We start from the raw sequence: 15,041 nt of genomic DNA on the forward strand, positions 1-15,041 counted from the left end.
AATTTCCCTATTTGTTTATGATTTCACAAGAAAAAATGATAGGCTAATGGTATAAACCTGCATTTGGAGTGAAGTACGATGAAAAAGGTTGTTGTAGTGGGCGGGGGCGTTACAGGACTGACCACAATGTACCATCTCGATAAATTAAAAAGAGAACAGAAAATTGATATCGAATTGACCCTGGTTGAGCGTGATCAGGAGCTGGGCGGAAAGATAAAATCCGTGAAGGAACAACCATTCATTATGGAAACGGGTGCTGATTCGATTGTTGCCCGTAATGAAGGTGTGCTCCCTTTTATAGAGGAATTGAAGCTTGAAGATGAGCTTGTTTATAACGAAACTGGAACATCTTATATCTACACAAACGGGGAGCTGCATAAAATTCCTGAGGATACCATTTTCGGCATCCCAATGAGTATTGAATCGTTAATGGAAAGTACGCTGGTTTCAGAAGAGGGAAAACGTGAAGCATTAAAGGATTTGGAAACTCCCAACAAGATGTTTACAAAAGACAGTTCGGTTGGTGAATTTCTGGAAGCGTTCTTCGGCCGTGAGCTAGTCAAGAACCAAATCGCTCCTGTATTATCTGGTGTTTACTCAGGCAATCTTCATGACCTGACGATGTCGACCACACTTCCATACCTTTTGGATTACAAGAACCGATATGGAAGTATTATCAAAGGTCTTGCTGAAAATAAAGAGAAATTCAAAAGTTCCTCCAAAGGAAAATTCATCTCTTTCCGAGGTGGATTATCTACACTGATCGAGCGAATGGAACAGGTCATAAAAGATGCTGACATTGTAAAAGGTGCTGAACTTACAGGATTAAAGAAGCAAAACGACCGCTACGAGCTGACTTTTGCAGATGATAAGAGTTTGTATGCCGATTATGTAGTATTTTCTACAACGCATGATATTACGCAAAAGATTATGAACGATCCTCTAATGGATCAACATTTCTGTCAATTAAAAAATTCTTCCCTGACGAGTATATACGTCGGGTTTGACGTCAAGGATGATATTCTTCCCGCTAACGGAACCGGCTTTATCACGTCTTACAACAGTGATGTTCTGTGCGACGCTTGTACGTGGACAAGTAGAAAATGGAAACACACGGCAGAGGATCATGAGTTATTGGTAAGATTATTTTATAAAAGTACCAACCCTCATTACCAAGAATTAAAAGAACTTAGTGAAGAGCGTCTTACAAATGCAGCACTCAATGATATTTCAAACAGTCTTGGTATCACCGAGAGACCGGTATCTGTTAAGATTACAGACTGGAAGAACTTGATGCCGAACTACCATTTGCAGCACAGCCAGGCAGTGGATGCACTTCAACTTACCCTTCAGGAGAATTATCCGAATGTGTTATTGGCAGGCTCCTCTTATTTCGGAGTGGGGATCGGGGCCTGTATGCAAAATGGAAAAGAGACGGCGGAAGCCATCATTGAAAACGTGGTTGGATAAGTGGTTATGGGCTTGGATTTCTTATCGGAATTCCAGCCTTTTTATTATGGAATCTTTTCAACCTGATGCGGCGCTGAATAAAATTCGATATGGCAAATTCTTTCCAAAACATAGGTGCCCATCCTCCATTCCTAAGAATAATCTTATTTAAAAAGAGAAACCTAAGCTTAGGAGGGATTGCATATGAAACATGTTAAGGCATTTGCCATTAAATTCGTGGCTGCATTTGTCCTTTTATATTTGATTCTTGCAGGTGTTCAAGGCATTACGTTTGGAGATGTCTTCATCATATCATTAGTGTTGGGATCAATTGCTTATGTGATTGGAGACTTGTTTTTGCTTCCAAGGACAAGTAATACAGTAGCCGCTCTGGCTGATTTCGGTCTTGCATTTATCTTGATCTACTTTATGACTGATGGTATGACGGATGGCGGAACTTACTTAACAAGATCGATTCTTGCTGCACTGGCCCTGATGGTGTTTGAGCTGTTTTTCCATCGGTATGTAGTTCGCAACACTTTACCAAACCGGTCAAATGTCAGAAAAGCTCCGGTCAATCTACAATATCAAACCGAAGCTTCGGAACAAATTCATCCTGAATTCCCTACCAAACTAACTGATGAATTTCATCTGAAGAACAGGGACAAGGAATAATAGATGAAAAAACCTGGTGACGCAGTCACCGGGTTTTTTTACGGAATGATCAGCGCGCAGGAGCGGGAATAGACAACAATCACATCCGCAGCAGCGGCAGGGTACAGCATCTGAACGAACCGCCCGATTTGATGATTTCATCGAATTCTACTTCGATAACGTCATAGCCCCGTTCACGAAGTTTGCCGTTGACTTCCTTATTTATCGGCAGGCTGATGACTTTCTTATTCCCGATTGAAAGAACGTTCACACCCATTGTGAATTGTTCCTCGCGTGAGACGTCGATTAAGTCAAATTGAGAAGCAAGCCGGGCAACATCTTCTTCCTTTAATCCTTTGCGGTATATGAGTGCGTCCTTTTCAGAAAGAATGTTAAAAATACAATCCAGATGCAGTATATCTTCATGAATAGGCAGAGAGATGACGTCGTAGTCCGGAAGGTATGATTGAATTCTTTCAACTGCACCTGGTGTCGTCCTCTCGCTCAAGCCTATAAAGACTGTTCTCCCGTGTACAAGAACATCACCGCCCTCTGTTTCATCTTCAACAAGATCGATATATGTCTGACCCCGGCTGGACAGCCATTTTTTTAATGTCTTTTCTTCGCCTTGCCTGACTGGCATTTTCATATCTGAGATGAATAATGTTTCTCCCACCGTGAATCCTATATCCCTTGTAAAGACTTGCTCAGGAAATGCGTCGTTTGGAGTCAGTAAGTGGGTTTCGATACCGTTTGATTTTAATACTTGCAGAAATCTTGCGTGTTGTGATAAAGCTTTTTCTACATCGATGTTCTCGTTTTGGTAGCGCCGTTGAGTTTCATTAATCACGTCAAGAATCTTCATATATGTCGGGGGACATAATAGAACTTCTTTTAATGGAGCATATTCATTGTTACAGCATACTTGAATTCGGTTCATTTGATATCCTCCCAAGTGCAATGTGTAAGTGCTTTAAAAAATATGTTGCTCATATCGGATGGAACCATTCATGAAGGGGACATTTTGCCTCTCTGTTCCTTTTTCCATTTCTTATTCATAAAAAATGTGACGAGAGCAATCAAAGCCACCAACATCATGGAAATATAGAAGCCGAATCTGATACTTTTCTCCATGATTGTGCCGGTGACAGCGGAGAGCAGAAGAATCAAACCCATTATTCCAAGAATGATGCCCGATCGCTTTTGTCTTAAGATTTTGAAAGCAGACAGGATGATAAAGGCCCAGTTATAGAGGAGCAGGATTCCTGCGGCTGTGGTGAGATATTCATACACTTTTCCCGGTAAAAGGAGAGCGGTGACGACTGAAGCGATCAGACCAGTTGCAGCCAATCCCAAGGATGGAAGGGGAAGGTCCTTGGGCTTCCTCAATTTCTTTTCGAAGATTTTTGGGGCATCGCCGTCTTTGGCAAGAGTAACTAACAGATTTGTCACTCCGAAGAGTGCAGCGGTCAGTGCTGAAAACCCGGCAATGATGATTGCACCGTTGAATACATGGGGGAAGAAAGGGAGATGATACATACTCAGTGCCGTCACAAAAGGACTTTCTTTATCGTTGAACGCATTTAAAGAAATCAGTAATACCGCCATTGTCAACGACGCAACATAGATGAATGTCAAGATGATAAGCATTACATTACCTGCTTTTGGAGCTTCCTTTTTATCCTTTAACTGCATTGCCATGAGCCCGATGACTTCGATCCCCCCGTATGCATAAAACGCATAAATTAATGATGACCATAAGCCGTTCATCCCTTGGGGTAAAAGGTCATTTTGCCTCATTGAAAATTCTGGAAGCTCCCCATTGCCATCAATCACCCCAAAAAGAGCAAGTGCCGCAATCAGGATGAACATAAGGATGGCAGATGTCTTGATGATGGCGAAAAGGTCTTCCGCTTTGTCAAAGCCATTATTTCCGAGAAGAACAATTAAAAGAGAAAGAATGGCATAAACGGTCGCAAATATCCAAAGTGGAATTTTCGGAAACCAAAATTGTGAAAGAATGGCCAATGCTGTCAACTGACTTCCCATTATCAATATGTTTGAACTCCAATAGTTCCATCCGCAGCTAAATCCAGCCCATTTGCCGAAAGCTTTTGCAGCATAATAGCAAAAAGAACCTTCCTGGGGATCTTCCGCTGTCATTTTCGCAAGAAGGTTATAAACAATGTACGTTCCGATTGCCGCTAACATAAATGAGAATACAATGGATGGGCCGGCATATCTTATTCCAATCGCAGAGCCAAGAAAATATCCTGTCCCGATGGTACAACCGACCCCGATAAGAGAAAGATGCCACCAGCTCACGCTGCCATTACCGGTTGATCCTTTTCCTTTTGCATTATTGCATCCTGTAGATTGATCTGGCATCCGACCTCTCCTTTCATCCATTTCCAACGGATTATATGACCGCTTCTTTCAATCGAGGTTTTTCCTCTGTTTTGATAAAAAAATATACCAATGCCACTACGGCGATTGATATGATTCCTGCGCCAATGAAGCTTTCGTTAAGGTAAGTCTTCATGAAGATCGACATCAATGGCGGGCCTGCAGCAACTCCGATAAAACGAGAAGAACTATAAAAGGAAGAAATTGTCCCGCGTTCTTCTTTTTCAATATTTTCGGTAATGATCGCGTCCAGGGTCGGAAGCAGTGCGCCTATTGCCAACCCAAGAAAGCTAGTTACAGCAAGTAGAAAAATCAAGCGATCACTCACGAAACCGACAAAAGAAACACTTGAAGCAATTGATAACAGGCTGACAATCATGATTCTTTTCATCAATTTTAAATCGCCTTTTATCTTCCTTCCTGTAATAAACGAGGAAAGACATAAAGCAAGGAGTGGCACTGCCAGCACGAAACCTTTTTTTACGCCATACAGATTATGTGTTTTTTCAAGAACATCAGATAAGAAAAATAAGACGGCAAATAGTACATACATGATGAAGATTCCCATGGTGAAAACGGTGAATATCCATTTGCCTTCATTGATAAAGATTTTTCTGGTGTTCTTCAGAAAGGCCACCAATGCAGGCGGGTCTTCTTTCCTCTTTGGTATCCTGATGAAGAAAAGAACCAATACTATCGAAATCAGGCTGAAAAAAGATATTGAGAAGAAAGGGAGGTACCATAAAAAAGCAGCAAAAGCCGCACCAAGGATAGGACTAAGGACCTTTCCGAACGTATTTGACGTTTCGATGATCCCGAGACATGAACTGGTCTTCTCATCATCATCCTTATAAAGATCTCCAACGAGAGGGAGAATGATCGGAGCTGCACCGGCCGCACCTATTCCCTGCAGAACCCTCCCTGCAATGATCCACGTAAAAGGATCATTGATTTTCCATGAGGCAAATCCTGATATAAGTCCCCCAATCAAGGCAAGGATCAAGCTTGGCAAGATGACGATTTTTCTCCCGAATCGATCCGACAAGTAGCCAGCCACTGGTATGAGAAAGATGGAAGCAATTGAATATGATGTGATGATCATACTTGTTTGAAACGAAGATATACCAACCTTTTTCTCAAAAATAGGAAGTACAGGAATCAACATTGAATTCCCAAGAGTCATGACCAAGGGAATAGATGCCATGCTGATGACGCACCAGTTACTGACCTTGTTACTATTCTTACATTGTTCGTCCATAGTGCCACCTCATAAATGATGATTTACAAATTAAGTATTTGGTCATTCTGCATAATTCATGCACAGGCGGCATTGTCAAATTAATTCCATCATAAATAAGAAGAAAATAGAGCCTTAACAATCAAACCTCGATAATGATAGGGAGTATCATCGGTTTCCTTCTTGTATGTTTGAACAAGTACTGACCAACCGATTTTTTGATGTTTTGTTTTAGGACACTCCATTGCCGACGCTCTTCAGGAAGTAATTCACTGACGGTTTTTTCTATCAGTCTGTTTAGGTCATGAATAAGGTTTTCAGAACTTTTTACAAATACAAATCCGCGGGTAATCGTGTCTGGGCCTGATAGGATTCGGTGATCGGATTTATTTAAGGTCAAAACGATGACAACCATCCCATCTTCGGAGAGCTGCCTGCGATCCCTCAAGACGATGGATCCTACATCTCCTACACTGATTCCATCTACGTACGTGTCACCTGCTGGTACATCCCTGGTCTGCCGGGCAATGCCGTTTTCAAGATCGACGACTTTCCCATTTTTAAGGATAAAGGTGTTTCCTGTTTCAACACCTACGCTTTCAGCCAGCATGCGATGATGATGGAGCATCCGGTTTTCACCGTGTATCGGGATGAAGTAGGTTGGCTTGATCAACGTGAGCATCAACTTTAAATCTTCTTGATACCCATGGCCTGAAACGTGCATACCTGTCGTACTTCCAGTCCCATATATGACATATGCCCCCAATTGGAACAGGTTGTCGATAATTCTTGAAACAGCCTTTTCATTGCCTGGTATGGGTGATGCCGCGAGAATGACAGTGTCGCCTGGATGGATGGACACATCGCGATATTGACCAGATGACAGCCTGCCAAGTGCCGCCATCTGCTCACCCTGACTGCCCGTACAAAGAATGGCAACACGGCCGGGATCCAGTGTATCGACTTCCCTGGCTTCAATCAGCATTCCATCCGGAATCGTCAGATAGCCGCGTTCCATTGCTACCCCCACGACATTCACCATGCTGCGCCCGAGCAAGGCCAATTTCCTGTTCGTAAGGATGCAAGCATTGACTACCTGTTGGACTCGATTCACATTTGAAGCAAAAGTAGAAACGAAAACCTTTCCATCTGCTTTCATAAATGCTTCATCCATATGGCTGCCGACCATCTGCTCAGATGGAGTAAGTCCAGATCGTTCAGCGTTCGTACTTTCTGATAAAAGTGCAAGGACCCCATTCCTTCCGATATCCGCAATTTTATGCAAGTCAGAGCGTTGATGGTTCATCGGTGTAAGGTCAAACTTGAAGTCTCCTGTGTGGACAATATTTCCCTGAGGAGTATGAAATACAATTCCGAGGCAGTCAGGGATACTATGACTGACACTGAAGAAAGAGATGCCTATCGAGCCCAGCTGAAGATCGGAGTCTTGGTCAATCGTAACCAAGCTGGTATCTCTCATCAGATGGTGTTCTTCCAGTTTCAACTCGATCATGCCAAGGGTGAACCTTGTGGCATATATGGGTATGTTAATCTTTTTCAGTAGATAAGGGATGCCGCCGATATGATCTTCATGACCATGTGTGACGATCAGTCCGCGGATTTTTTCCTTGTTTTCTTCTAAGTACGAAATATCAGGAATGATCAGATCGATGCCCAACAGACTTTCGTCAGGGAATTTGCCTCCGCAATCGACGATGACAAGGTCTTCATCGTATTGCAGTACATACATATTTTTGCCAATTTCATTAATGCCTCCAAGGGCAAAAATAGAGAGTAAATGGGTCATGTTATGCCTCCTGTTGAAATGATGTCTATATTATTCCCGACTTACCGTGTTTCATGAGCATGGAGAAGTCTGGAATGCTGAAAAAAAGTGACTTCATATCTTCGTCATCCCGTCACTGACCATCTTTCAATTTGAGCGTTTTTCTTTTGGACTTCAGGGTATTGTATTAAAGCAAACATTTAGTGGAATGAATAAGGTTCAAATGAACTCTTATGATATTTTCTTCTTTACTTGTATACCAGGAGGTGAACGTCTTACTCAGTAGGACGATACATAATGGCACTCAATCTCTTTCTGCTAGTATTATTGATTGCGCTGACAGCATTTTTTGTGGCAACCGAATTTGCAATTGTAAAGGTAAGGACGTCAAAAATCGATCAGCTTATTACAGAAGGAAGGAAAGGGGCAGTTTCAGCCAAAAAGGTGATTTCGCATCTGGATGAATACTTATCTGCTTGTCAGCTGGGGATTACTGTAACGGCACTGGGTCTCGGTTGGCTGGGGGAACCCACCATAGAAAAACTTCTCCATCCTTTCTTTGAATATCTTCAATTAACTGAATCACTGACAGAAATATTATCTTTCGGCATAGCTTTTTCATTAGTCACATTCTTGCATGTCGTGGTGGGTGAACTTGCACCTAAAACAGTTGCCATACAAAAAGCCGAAACAGTCACACTCCTTTTTGCAGGTCCGATCATCCTTTTCTATAAAGTGATGTTTCCTTTTATTTGGCTGCTGAATGGGGCAGCCAGAGTATTTGTAGGATTATTCGGGATCAAACAGGCCTCTGAACATGAATTGGCTCATTCAGAGGAAGAACTCAGAATCCTGTTATCCGAAAGTTATGAAAGCGGTGAAATCAATAAATCAGAACTTAAGTATGTGAATAATATATTTGAGTTTGATGAACGGATCGCTAGGGAAATCATGGTCCCCCGGACAGAAATGGTGACTATTTCAAGGGATGCGACATTCGAAGATATCAAGGGCGTTATATCGTCTGAGCATTACACACGTTACCCTGTCGTGGAGGATGGAGATAAAGACAATGTTCATGGGTTTATCAACGTGAAAGAGTTTTTAACCGCTAAAATGGTAAAGGGCACAGAAGATGAGAATATAGAACCATACATCATTCCGATCATACGGGTAATTGATTCCATTCCCATTCATGATCTTCTCGTGAAAATGCAGAAGGAACGTGTCCATATCGCGCTGCTGCTGGATGAATATGGGGGGACATCGGGGTTAGTGACTGTAGAAGATATTATTGAAGAAATAGTAGGTGAAATCAGGGATGAGTTTGATGAAGACGAAATGCCGGAAGTACAGAAACTGGGTGAGAATCATTACATCATTGACGCTAAACTGCTTCTTCACGAAGTGAACAATCTGCTTGAAACCAACATCATTCATGACAGCATCGACACCATCGGGGGATGGTATCTCGAGGAATGCATGAATCAACAAAACAAGGAAATCAAAACGGATAATGGTTTTTTATTTACAGTACATCAGGGTGACGGACATCATATTCATTATCTTGATGTAAAGAAATTAAATTGAACGGCAAAAAAAGCAAAAAGGCATGATGGTTTCAAGCCTTTTTGCTTTTATAGGTTATTTTATATGTTGGTTATATGACAGTATCAGATGGTTTTATCTACGATCATTTCATAATGAGGTGAGTTCATATCTTTCATGAATGTCTGCAATTCCTCTTTTGTCTTCTCATCAAGACCTTTGTAAATAAGGAAGGCCTTCGTCTTTTCAGAAGTAATCATCTTTCTGTAAAGTTTAGAAATTTTTTTACTCCTGTGGGTGTCCATTCAATCCATCCACTCCTTGATAAATGATTAAGATTATTATAATCATTATAAGCTTGTTTTTTCAAGATATTACACTTAGATGTTATAAAATTATAATATTCATGAAAAGTGGGGATGGGGGAGTGAAGGGCTGCTTGCTGCTTCTTATTGTTGAATATTTTTTATGGATCTATATCCTCTTTTTTATCTATGATCAGCATACCGTCTTTATTGATTGCTCCATAAAATACATCTTCTAATTTATGGATTCCCTTATTGTTTAATTGACGCTGCACCCATTCTTCAGTAAGGTTTAGTTTTTTTAGATTTGAAGTCACCAGTTTTCCATCACTGATGACTTCCTTTCCGATAGGAGAAGCTGCGGGACTTTCGGAAGAGAGGTTGAGATCTGATTTTGTGATCTCTTTTTGAGAGTCCATTTTTAAGACAGACAATTCCCCATTCGTTTCAAAGATTGCATAATTCACATCCTCTAGTGAAAAAACCTCTTTCTCCCTCAGCAATGCCATCAATGAATCCACATTAAGCCGTACAGCTTTTAGTTGATTTTCCATGATGTTTCCTTTTTTTATAAGGATTCTTGGTTCTCCATCAAGGAGGGTTCTTGCTTTCTTTGAATGAATATCGATGTAACCGAGCGTTACCGTAATGATGCTCCATCCAAGTAATGCAAGAAGACCGTTTCGAATACTGAGCGAGGGGTTGAACACTAAATTAGCTCCGATGCTTCCGATTGTGATACCAGAGATAAAGTCAAAAAATGTCATGTGGCTGAGTAATTTTCTGCTCATCCATCTTGTCAGTAATAGCAGGGTCATGAAGGATACTAAAAGCCTTATGGCCAACTCCCATACACTCATCCTAAAATGCGCCTCTTTTCCATCATTTTCTATACCTTTTCCAAAACAGGCTTTTTTTATGACATTTGTTGAGAGCTTTAAGTGAATAGGCATGCCTGAATAATTTATGAATGTTAACCACAAATAAATAAAAAGGAGTGTTCATGTGTAAGGTTAAACTCTGAACTATACCACAATTTTACAGCGAATGACAGACTGTTATTTGTTTCCATTGAGGAGTACATTTAAGAAAATATCTGCTAAACAAGGGGCAGTGGCGACCATTAACTATTCTGGAAAGGGATTGGCTGCATATAGACTATTGTCTATGAAATGAAACGTATGCTTTGCGATTGACGCTACTATATTAATTATTTATCAGATTAAGAGGGGATCATATTATGCAGTTTAAGGCAAAAAGAAACTTGATCATTTTGTTCGCTGCTGTGTCGTTCGTTCTTTTTACGACTTCAATTTCAGCCACTTCCTGGGCTTATCCCTTCGTCGTTTGGGATGGCAATAGATATGAAGTATTGGAAGAGTATGTGGAAGAGATCGAAACTGAAATCGGTGAAGTAACAAGTTATTCTGATATGCAGACTCTTCCGGGAAATTTCTCAAATGAATATGTAGAAGGGACCAAATATTTCTCGATTAAAGGTGTTCCAACTGATGAAGCCATTGCTGTGCAGGCAGGACCGCAATACAAAAAAGCAGTCAGAATCGGGGAATATAAGACAGGAATTCCCCATATGGAACAAAATAATATGCTTAAAATAGTGGTTTTATCTGCAGTTGCCGGGTTAGCAATATTGATATTTCTTCGGAGAAAAAGAGTGCATTAATTCACACTGATTTACCGCTCTCTTCATACTAGGATTAACCTTCATTAATAAAGGATGATGTTTATTGAAAAGTGAAAGCTCAAACACGTTGAGTTATCTTATAATTCTAACAACTATAAGGGTAAATATGGTAACATTATTGGGAGCTGCAGACGCAGCTAAAGTGAAAAAAAACGGGGAATCAGATGAAAAGAAAATATGGTAATCACGCGACTTGGAAAAGGATCATAAAAAAAGAGTATGCTCAGACTTACATTGATTCAACCAGCTTCAAAGGACATGTTACCTTGCTGCATATACTAGATGTGGCTGAGCCTCTGATTGTTAGATACCGAGGAAAGGAAATCTGTTTAGCAGATAAAGGATATTTTTGGCTTCAGCACTTTCCTGTGAATGAAAACTTCTCCCTTACAACTGTATTCAACCCACATGGTGATATTGTTCAATGGTATATTGATATCTGCTTTGAAATCGGAATAGACAATGAGGTGCCTTGGATGGACGATTTGTATCTGGATATCGTAAAACTTCCAGAAGGGGAAGTCATCCATCTAGATGAGGACGAGTTGGATGAAGCATTCGCAATCGGTGACATTACAATTGAACAATATACATTAGCTTGGAAGGTGTTTTCTGAGATAAATCGTTTAATAGAAGACGGTACATTCTGTTTATTTGCTTTATCAAGCGAGCATAAACATTCATTACAGCAGAAGTTGAAACCGATCTAGATCATTCAGGTGTGTATGCCGTACAAATCTTCTGTCCTCATAAAGATCCTTTAGGAGGTCGTTCCCATGGCAGATTTCAAGTTCCAGTAAGGGAGGTGTGAAATGGTGAGCTTTTGGACTTGGTTCTTGATATGCATCCCACTAGTCGCAGGAATTGCTGCAGCCAACTCAGGAAAGAAAAATAAAGACCGGACCTGAAGACACGAGGAAATTGTAGATGGGGAAGCGAATGTCACTCATACTGTCTGGAGTGTGGTAAGTGGTTTTCTGATTTTCATGGACTGGTCGAATCATACGGATAAAATGTACAGTTATGACAAGGGGGGAATTGTCTCCCAGACTTGAGGTTCTATCATTTGAAGCAAAGGTGCCAGTATTGCTCCCTTACGTTGTAATTGATAACCATTGCTTAAAATTAAACGAAACGGATCGGAAGTGAGCCCTAAAAACATGAACAGAATCTATCAGCAGCTGAACCGAAGAGAGTCACAAGAGATGCAGCATGTATATAACTATGTAAATAAGGTGAAGAATCAAATCTCAGCATCTGCAAGTTCAGTATACATCATTGAGCGCGGGGAAGTGATCGGGGAATGGTATGAAGGTACAGATCCTTCTTCATTTAGAAAAGTAGATGAAAAGACACGATTTAACGTCTTTTCCGTACGTAAAAGTTACATAGGACTTGCCATAGCGATGCTGCTTCATGAAGGAAAAATCGCAAGTCTGGATGATCTGGTTTCAACCTATTTGGGTGAAAATGACCTATACAATGGGATAACGATACGCCATCTTGTCACCCATACTCACGGGTTGAATGACGATCAAACAGAAATTGCGAAGTCATATCCTGCGGGGACGGTTTGGGATTACAACGGTGCAGGTTTATCATTATTGTATAAAATCATCTTGAAGGTATCCGGGACAACGGTAAATGATATCCTCACAAAGAGTGTGTTCAAGCCTCTTCAATTTACTGAAACCGGATGGGAAACAAAACCAGGCCCACATCTCACGGCAGATGTGAATGAAAGAAATGAACCGAATATACGGCTTGAAGATCACACCGGTTTCGAACGGAATCTTTTCGTCAGTGCCAGAGAGCTTGCTCATTGGGGATACCTTCATTTAAATAAAGGGCGAATCGGCACTGAACAATTTCTCCCCGAAATTCTATTTGAAATGACAACTGAGGTACAGACACCCACACAACTAAAGAATACTCCGCAAAATGGATTCTTTTGGTTCCGGAATGAGAATGGATATGCGAAAAGTGAGTTGGGAGAAGAGCTGCCAGAAGGATCGTATCAAATTCTCGGTGCTTCAGGCTGTACCTGCCTGGTCATTCCAACATTTGATGTTGTCGCTGTGCGGATGTATAACAAAAGAGGAAACCCTCCAGGTTATGACTACCTCAGAGATATCAAAGATTTTGGGAATTTAGTGCATTCTACTTTAGCCAATAGACTTGAGGGACAATTGATATAGGAAACGGGAAACAATTACTGCTGAAAATAGAAAGTGGGAAACCCTCAGATTACTGAAGGCAAACAACTTACTAGAGAGCGATTCCCATTTTACTTAACAGTAAGAAAACTCCGATCCTATATCATTGTCCCAATTAGACAAAGTGAGGGAGATATCATGAAGATTCCTGAACATTTGCTCTCAACAGAGCGATTGAGATTACGAGAAATGAAGGAAACCGATTGGGAAGAGGTTCACGATTACGCATCGTTGGAAGTTGTCTGTCAATATCAGCCCTGGGGTCCGAATTCGGCGGAAGAAACGAAGTCGTTCATCAGGGACGTAGTGATTGATACAGCAAAAGACCCGAGAACCCGCTACTTGTTTGCAATTGTAATGAATGATGATAACCGTCTGATTGGTGCTGCAGAATTCAATATTCATGATTTTCAACATAATAATGGTGAAATTGGCTATATTGTGCATCCGGACCTATGGGGGAAAGGCATTGCGTCCGAAGCGGCTAAATTAATGATTGAAATAGGATTCAAACACTTTCAAATGCATCGGATACAAGCAACCTGTGATCCTGCTAATATCGCATCTTCCAGAGTGCTGGAGAAGATCGGAATGAAAAAAGAAGGGGTTCTTCGTGAAAACCTCTTGATTAAAAGCGGCTGGCGCGATTCTGCCGTATATAGTGTTCTGGAGAATGAATATAATGACCGAATGCCGACAAGGAGTACATAAAATGTCTAATGCTGTACTGCCAAAAGTGAGATTGAGAGACTTAAAGATGGAAGATGCAGGTGACCGGTATCAGTGGTGCCTGGATCCTGAAGTTACCAAGCACTTGAACATGCCGGATACCTATCCCCCTTTTACACGAGATGAAACTTCGGAGTGGATTGGCATGTGCATCAACCGATCAAACGGGTATGAACAGAAAGCCATTCTTACAGAAGAAGGCGTCCATATCGGCTGGATTGACTTAAAGAATATCGACAGAATCAATAAGCATGCAGAGCTTGGTATCGCGATAGGTAATAAAGCTTATTGGGGAAGGGGTTACGGACAAGCTGCCATGTATGAGATGCTGAAGTTCGGTTTTAATGAGCTCGGAATGAATAAAATATGGTTGCGTGTTGAAACGGATAACGAAAAGGCAATCAAGTCCTATAAACGACTTGGCTATGTTGATGAAGGAATATTGCGACAGGATCGATTCAGGAATGGCGGATATGTTGATCGTATCAGGATGAGCATACTTAAGAATGAGTTTTTCAATTAACGCTGCAGCCTAAATATTTTTCTTGGAGGAATGATGATTATACATTACAAGTATCATATTCTTTCTTTTGCACTGATGCTTTGCTGCCTGATATCCATGGCACTGGCTGGTCATTTTGCGGCGCCTGACGAAATGGACCGCTGGACATCCCTGTCCATCATAAGTTTATTAGGTGCCATTTTGTTTTCTATGATCACTATTGTCTTACTGATCATTATTTTAATCGTAAAGATACGGAATAGAGCTTCTCCCCTATAATGAAACAACCTCTCCGTACATAAGCTTTTTAAAAGGGGGGAGCATGATTGTGAAACCCGGGAGGAATAAAAGGAATCAGTTCAAAATACAGCATGAATACAGACAGAAATTAAGGAGTAAGGAAAAATATAAATCGTCATCCAAAGATATCATCATTGTTGCGGTCATCTTATTTGCGTTTATCATTGCTAAATGGATATTTTCATTAAATTGATGCAGTTCAAG

The 15,041-nt window shown here is 41.0% G+C and carries 16 protein-coding genes; 10 read left to right on the plus strand and 6 right to left on the minus strand.

What is annotated here, in order from left to right:
- Nucleotides 1–78: 78 nt before the first annotated feature.
- A complete protein-coding gene (locus ACUXV2_RS09015; RefSeq protein WP_446246674.1) occupies nucleotides 79–1,470 on the plus strand; it encodes a protoporphyrinogen oxidase in 1,392 nt (463 codons plus the stop codon).
- Between the two features lie 183 nt (nucleotides 1,471–1,653).
- Nucleotides 1,654–2,124 carry a YndM family protein gene (locus ACUXV2_RS09020; protein ID WP_446246675.1) on the plus strand — a complete coding sequence of 157 codons (471 nt, stop codon included), beginning with the start codon at nucleotides 1,654–1,656 and terminating at the stop codon, nucleotides 2,122–2,124.
- Between the two features lie 79 nt (nucleotides 2,125–2,203).
- Here the strand turns inward: ACUXV2_RS09020 and ACUXV2_RS09025 are convergent, their stop codons facing one another.
- The 4 genes from ACUXV2_RS09025 to ACUXV2_RS09040 form a co-directional block, all read right to left on the minus strand.
- On the minus strand, nucleotides 2,204–3,043 hold the full coding sequence (locus ACUXV2_RS09025; protein ID WP_446246676.1) for a dimethylarginine dimethylaminohydrolase family protein: 840 nt from the start codon (nucleotides 3,041–3,043) through the stop codon (nucleotides 2,204–2,206).
- A gap of 68 nt (nucleotides 3,044–3,111) precedes the next feature.
- Nucleotides 3,112–4,491 (minus strand): amino acid permease, encoded by a 1,380-nt coding sequence (locus ACUXV2_RS09030; protein ID WP_446246677.1) that lies wholly within the window; start codon nucleotides 4,489–4,491, stop codon nucleotides 3,112–3,114.
- 31 nt (nucleotides 4,492–4,522) lie between these two features.
- Nucleotides 4,523–5,767 carry an MFS transporter gene (locus ACUXV2_RS09035; protein WP_446246678.1) on the minus strand — a complete coding sequence of 415 codons (1,245 nt, stop codon included), beginning with the start codon at nucleotides 5,765–5,767 and terminating at the stop codon, nucleotides 4,523–4,525.
- Between the two features lie 121 nt (nucleotides 5,768–5,888).
- Nucleotides 5,889–7,553 carry a ribonuclease J gene (locus tag ACUXV2_RS09040; RefSeq protein ID WP_446246679.1) on the minus strand — a complete coding sequence of 555 codons (1,665 nt, stop codon included), beginning with the start codon at nucleotides 7,551–7,553 and terminating at the stop codon, nucleotides 5,889–5,891.
- Between the two features lie 273 nt (nucleotides 7,554–7,826).
- On the opposite strand from ACUXV2_RS09040, the gene ACUXV2_RS09045 reads away from it, so the two are divergent.
- Nucleotides 7,827–9,122: a hemolysin family protein gene (locus ACUXV2_RS09045; RefSeq protein WP_446247032.1), complete on the plus strand. Its 1,296-nt coding sequence runs from the start codon at nucleotides 7,827–7,829 to the stop codon at nucleotides 9,120–9,122.
- An 83-nt stretch (nucleotides 9,123–9,205) separates the two neighbouring features.
- On the opposite strand, the gene ACUXV2_RS09050 is transcribed toward ACUXV2_RS09045, so the two are convergent.
- Together ACUXV2_RS09050 and ACUXV2_RS09055 are read right to left on the minus strand one after the other, a co-directional pair.
- Nucleotides 9,206–9,385, minus strand: coding sequence for a hypothetical protein (locus tag ACUXV2_RS09050; RefSeq protein ID WP_446246680.1), 180 nt, complete (start codon nucleotides 9,383–9,385; stop codon nucleotides 9,206–9,208).
- Between the two features lie 161 nt (nucleotides 9,386–9,546).
- A complete protein-coding gene (locus ACUXV2_RS09055) occupies nucleotides 9,547–10,245 on the minus strand; it encodes a YetF domain-containing protein (RefSeq protein ID WP_446246681.1) in 699 nt (232 codons plus the stop codon).
- A gap of 380 nt (nucleotides 10,246–10,625) precedes the next feature.
- On the opposite strand from ACUXV2_RS09055, the gene ACUXV2_RS09060 reads away from it, so the two are divergent.
- The 7 genes from ACUXV2_RS09060 (at nucleotide 10,626) to ACUXV2_RS09090 (ending at nucleotide 15,030) form a co-directional block, all read left to right on the plus strand.
- Nucleotides 10,626–11,069, plus strand: a complete 444-nt coding sequence (locus ACUXV2_RS09060; RefSeq protein ID WP_446246682.1) for a hypothetical protein — start codon at nucleotides 10,626–10,628, stop codon at nucleotides 11,067–11,069.
- A 185-nt stretch (nucleotides 11,070–11,254) separates the two neighbouring features.
- Nucleotides 11,255–11,800, plus strand: a complete 546-nt coding sequence (locus ACUXV2_RS09065) for a DUF402 domain-containing protein (protein ID WP_446246683.1) — start codon at nucleotides 11,255–11,257, stop codon at nucleotides 11,798–11,800.
- A 450-nt stretch (nucleotides 11,801–12,250) separates the two neighbouring features.
- The gene (locus ACUXV2_RS09070; protein ID WP_446246684.1) at nucleotides 12,251–13,288 is read left to right on the plus strand and encodes a serine hydrolase domain-containing protein; all 1,038 of its coding nucleotides are present in this window, start codon (nucleotides 12,251–12,253) and stop codon (nucleotides 13,286–13,288) included.
- A 156-nt stretch (nucleotides 13,289–13,444) separates the two neighbouring features.
- Entirely contained in the window at nucleotides 13,445–14,017 is a 573-nt protein-coding gene (locus tag ACUXV2_RS09075) for a GNAT family N-acetyltransferase (protein ID WP_446246685.1), read from the plus strand.
- A 1-nt stretch (nucleotide 14,018) separates the two neighbouring features.
- Entirely contained in the window at nucleotides 14,019–14,558 is a 540-nt protein-coding gene (locus ACUXV2_RS09080; protein ID WP_446246686.1) for a GNAT family N-acetyltransferase, read from the plus strand.
- Nucleotides 14,559–14,591: 33 nt separating this feature from the next.
- Nucleotides 14,592–14,816, plus strand: a complete 225-nt coding sequence (locus tag ACUXV2_RS09085) for a hypothetical protein (RefSeq protein WP_446246687.1) — start codon at nucleotides 14,592–14,594, stop codon at nucleotides 14,814–14,816.
- 43 nt (nucleotides 14,817–14,859) lie between these two features.
- Nucleotides 14,860–15,030 carry a hypothetical protein gene (locus tag ACUXV2_RS09090; RefSeq protein ID WP_446246688.1) on the plus strand — a complete coding sequence of 57 codons (171 nt, stop codon included), beginning with the start codon at nucleotides 14,860–14,862 and terminating at the stop codon, nucleotides 15,028–15,030.
- The last annotated feature ends 11 nt before the right edge of the window (nucleotides 15,031–15,041 follow it).

This window comes from Rossellomorea sp. NS-SX7, assembly GCF_052828565.1.

Bases quoted from the DNA above. Each gene is read 5' to 3' on its own strand.
- ACUXV2_RS09025 (WP_446246676.1), bottom strand. From the start codon at position 3,043: ATGAACCGAATTCAAGTATGCTGTAACAATGAATATGCTCCATTAAAA.
- ACUXV2_RS09090 (WP_446246688.1), top strand. From the start codon at position 14,860: ATGATTGTGAAACCCGGGAGGAATAAAAGGAATCAGTTCAAAATACAG.
- ACUXV2_RS09020 (WP_446246675.1), top strand. From the start codon at position 1,654: ATGAAACATGTTAAGGCATTTGCCATTAAATTCGTGGCTGCATTTGTC.
- ACUXV2_RS09070 (WP_446246684.1), top strand. From the start codon at position 12,251: ATGAACAGAATCTATCAGCAGCTGAACCGAAGAGAGTCACAAGAGATG.
- ACUXV2_RS09015 (WP_446246674.1), top strand. From the start codon at position 79: ATGAAAAAGGTTGTTGTAGTGGGCGGGGGCGTTACAGGACTGACCACA.
- ACUXV2_RS09035 (WP_446246678.1), bottom strand. From the start codon at position 5,767: ATGGACGAACAATGTAAGAATAGTAACAAGGTCAGTAACTGGTGCGTC.
- ACUXV2_RS09080 (WP_446246686.1), top strand. From the start codon at position 14,019: ATGTCTAATGCTGTACTGCCAAAAGTGAGATTGAGAGACTTAAAGATG.
- ACUXV2_RS09055 (WP_446246681.1), bottom strand. From the start codon at position 10,245: ATGAGTGTATGGGAGTTGGCCATAAGGCTTTTAGTATCCTTCATGACC.
- ACUXV2_RS09085 (WP_446246687.1), top strand. From the start codon at position 14,592: ATGATTATACATTACAAGTATCATATTCTTTCTTTTGCACTGATGCTT.
- ACUXV2_RS09030 (WP_446246677.1), bottom strand. From the start codon at position 4,491: ATGCCAGATCAATCTACAGGATGCAATAATGCAAAAGGAAAAGGATCA.
- ACUXV2_RS09065 (WP_446246683.1), top strand. From the start codon at position 11,255: ATGAAAAGAAAATATGGTAATCACGCGACTTGGAAAAGGATCATAAAA.
- ACUXV2_RS09060 (WP_446246682.1), top strand. From the start codon at position 10,626: ATGCAGTTTAAGGCAAAAAGAAACTTGATCATTTTGTTCGCTGCTGTG.
- ACUXV2_RS09075 (WP_446246685.1), top strand. From the start codon at position 13,445: ATGAAGATTCCTGAACATTTGCTCTCAACAGAGCGATTGAGATTACGA.
- ACUXV2_RS09050 (WP_446246680.1), bottom strand. From the start codon at position 9,385: ATGGACACCCACAGGAGTAAAAAAATTTCTAAACTTTACAGAAAGATG.
- ACUXV2_RS09040 (WP_446246679.1), bottom strand. From the start codon at position 7,553: ATGACCCATTTACTCTCTATTTTTGCCCTTGGAGGCATTAATGAAATT.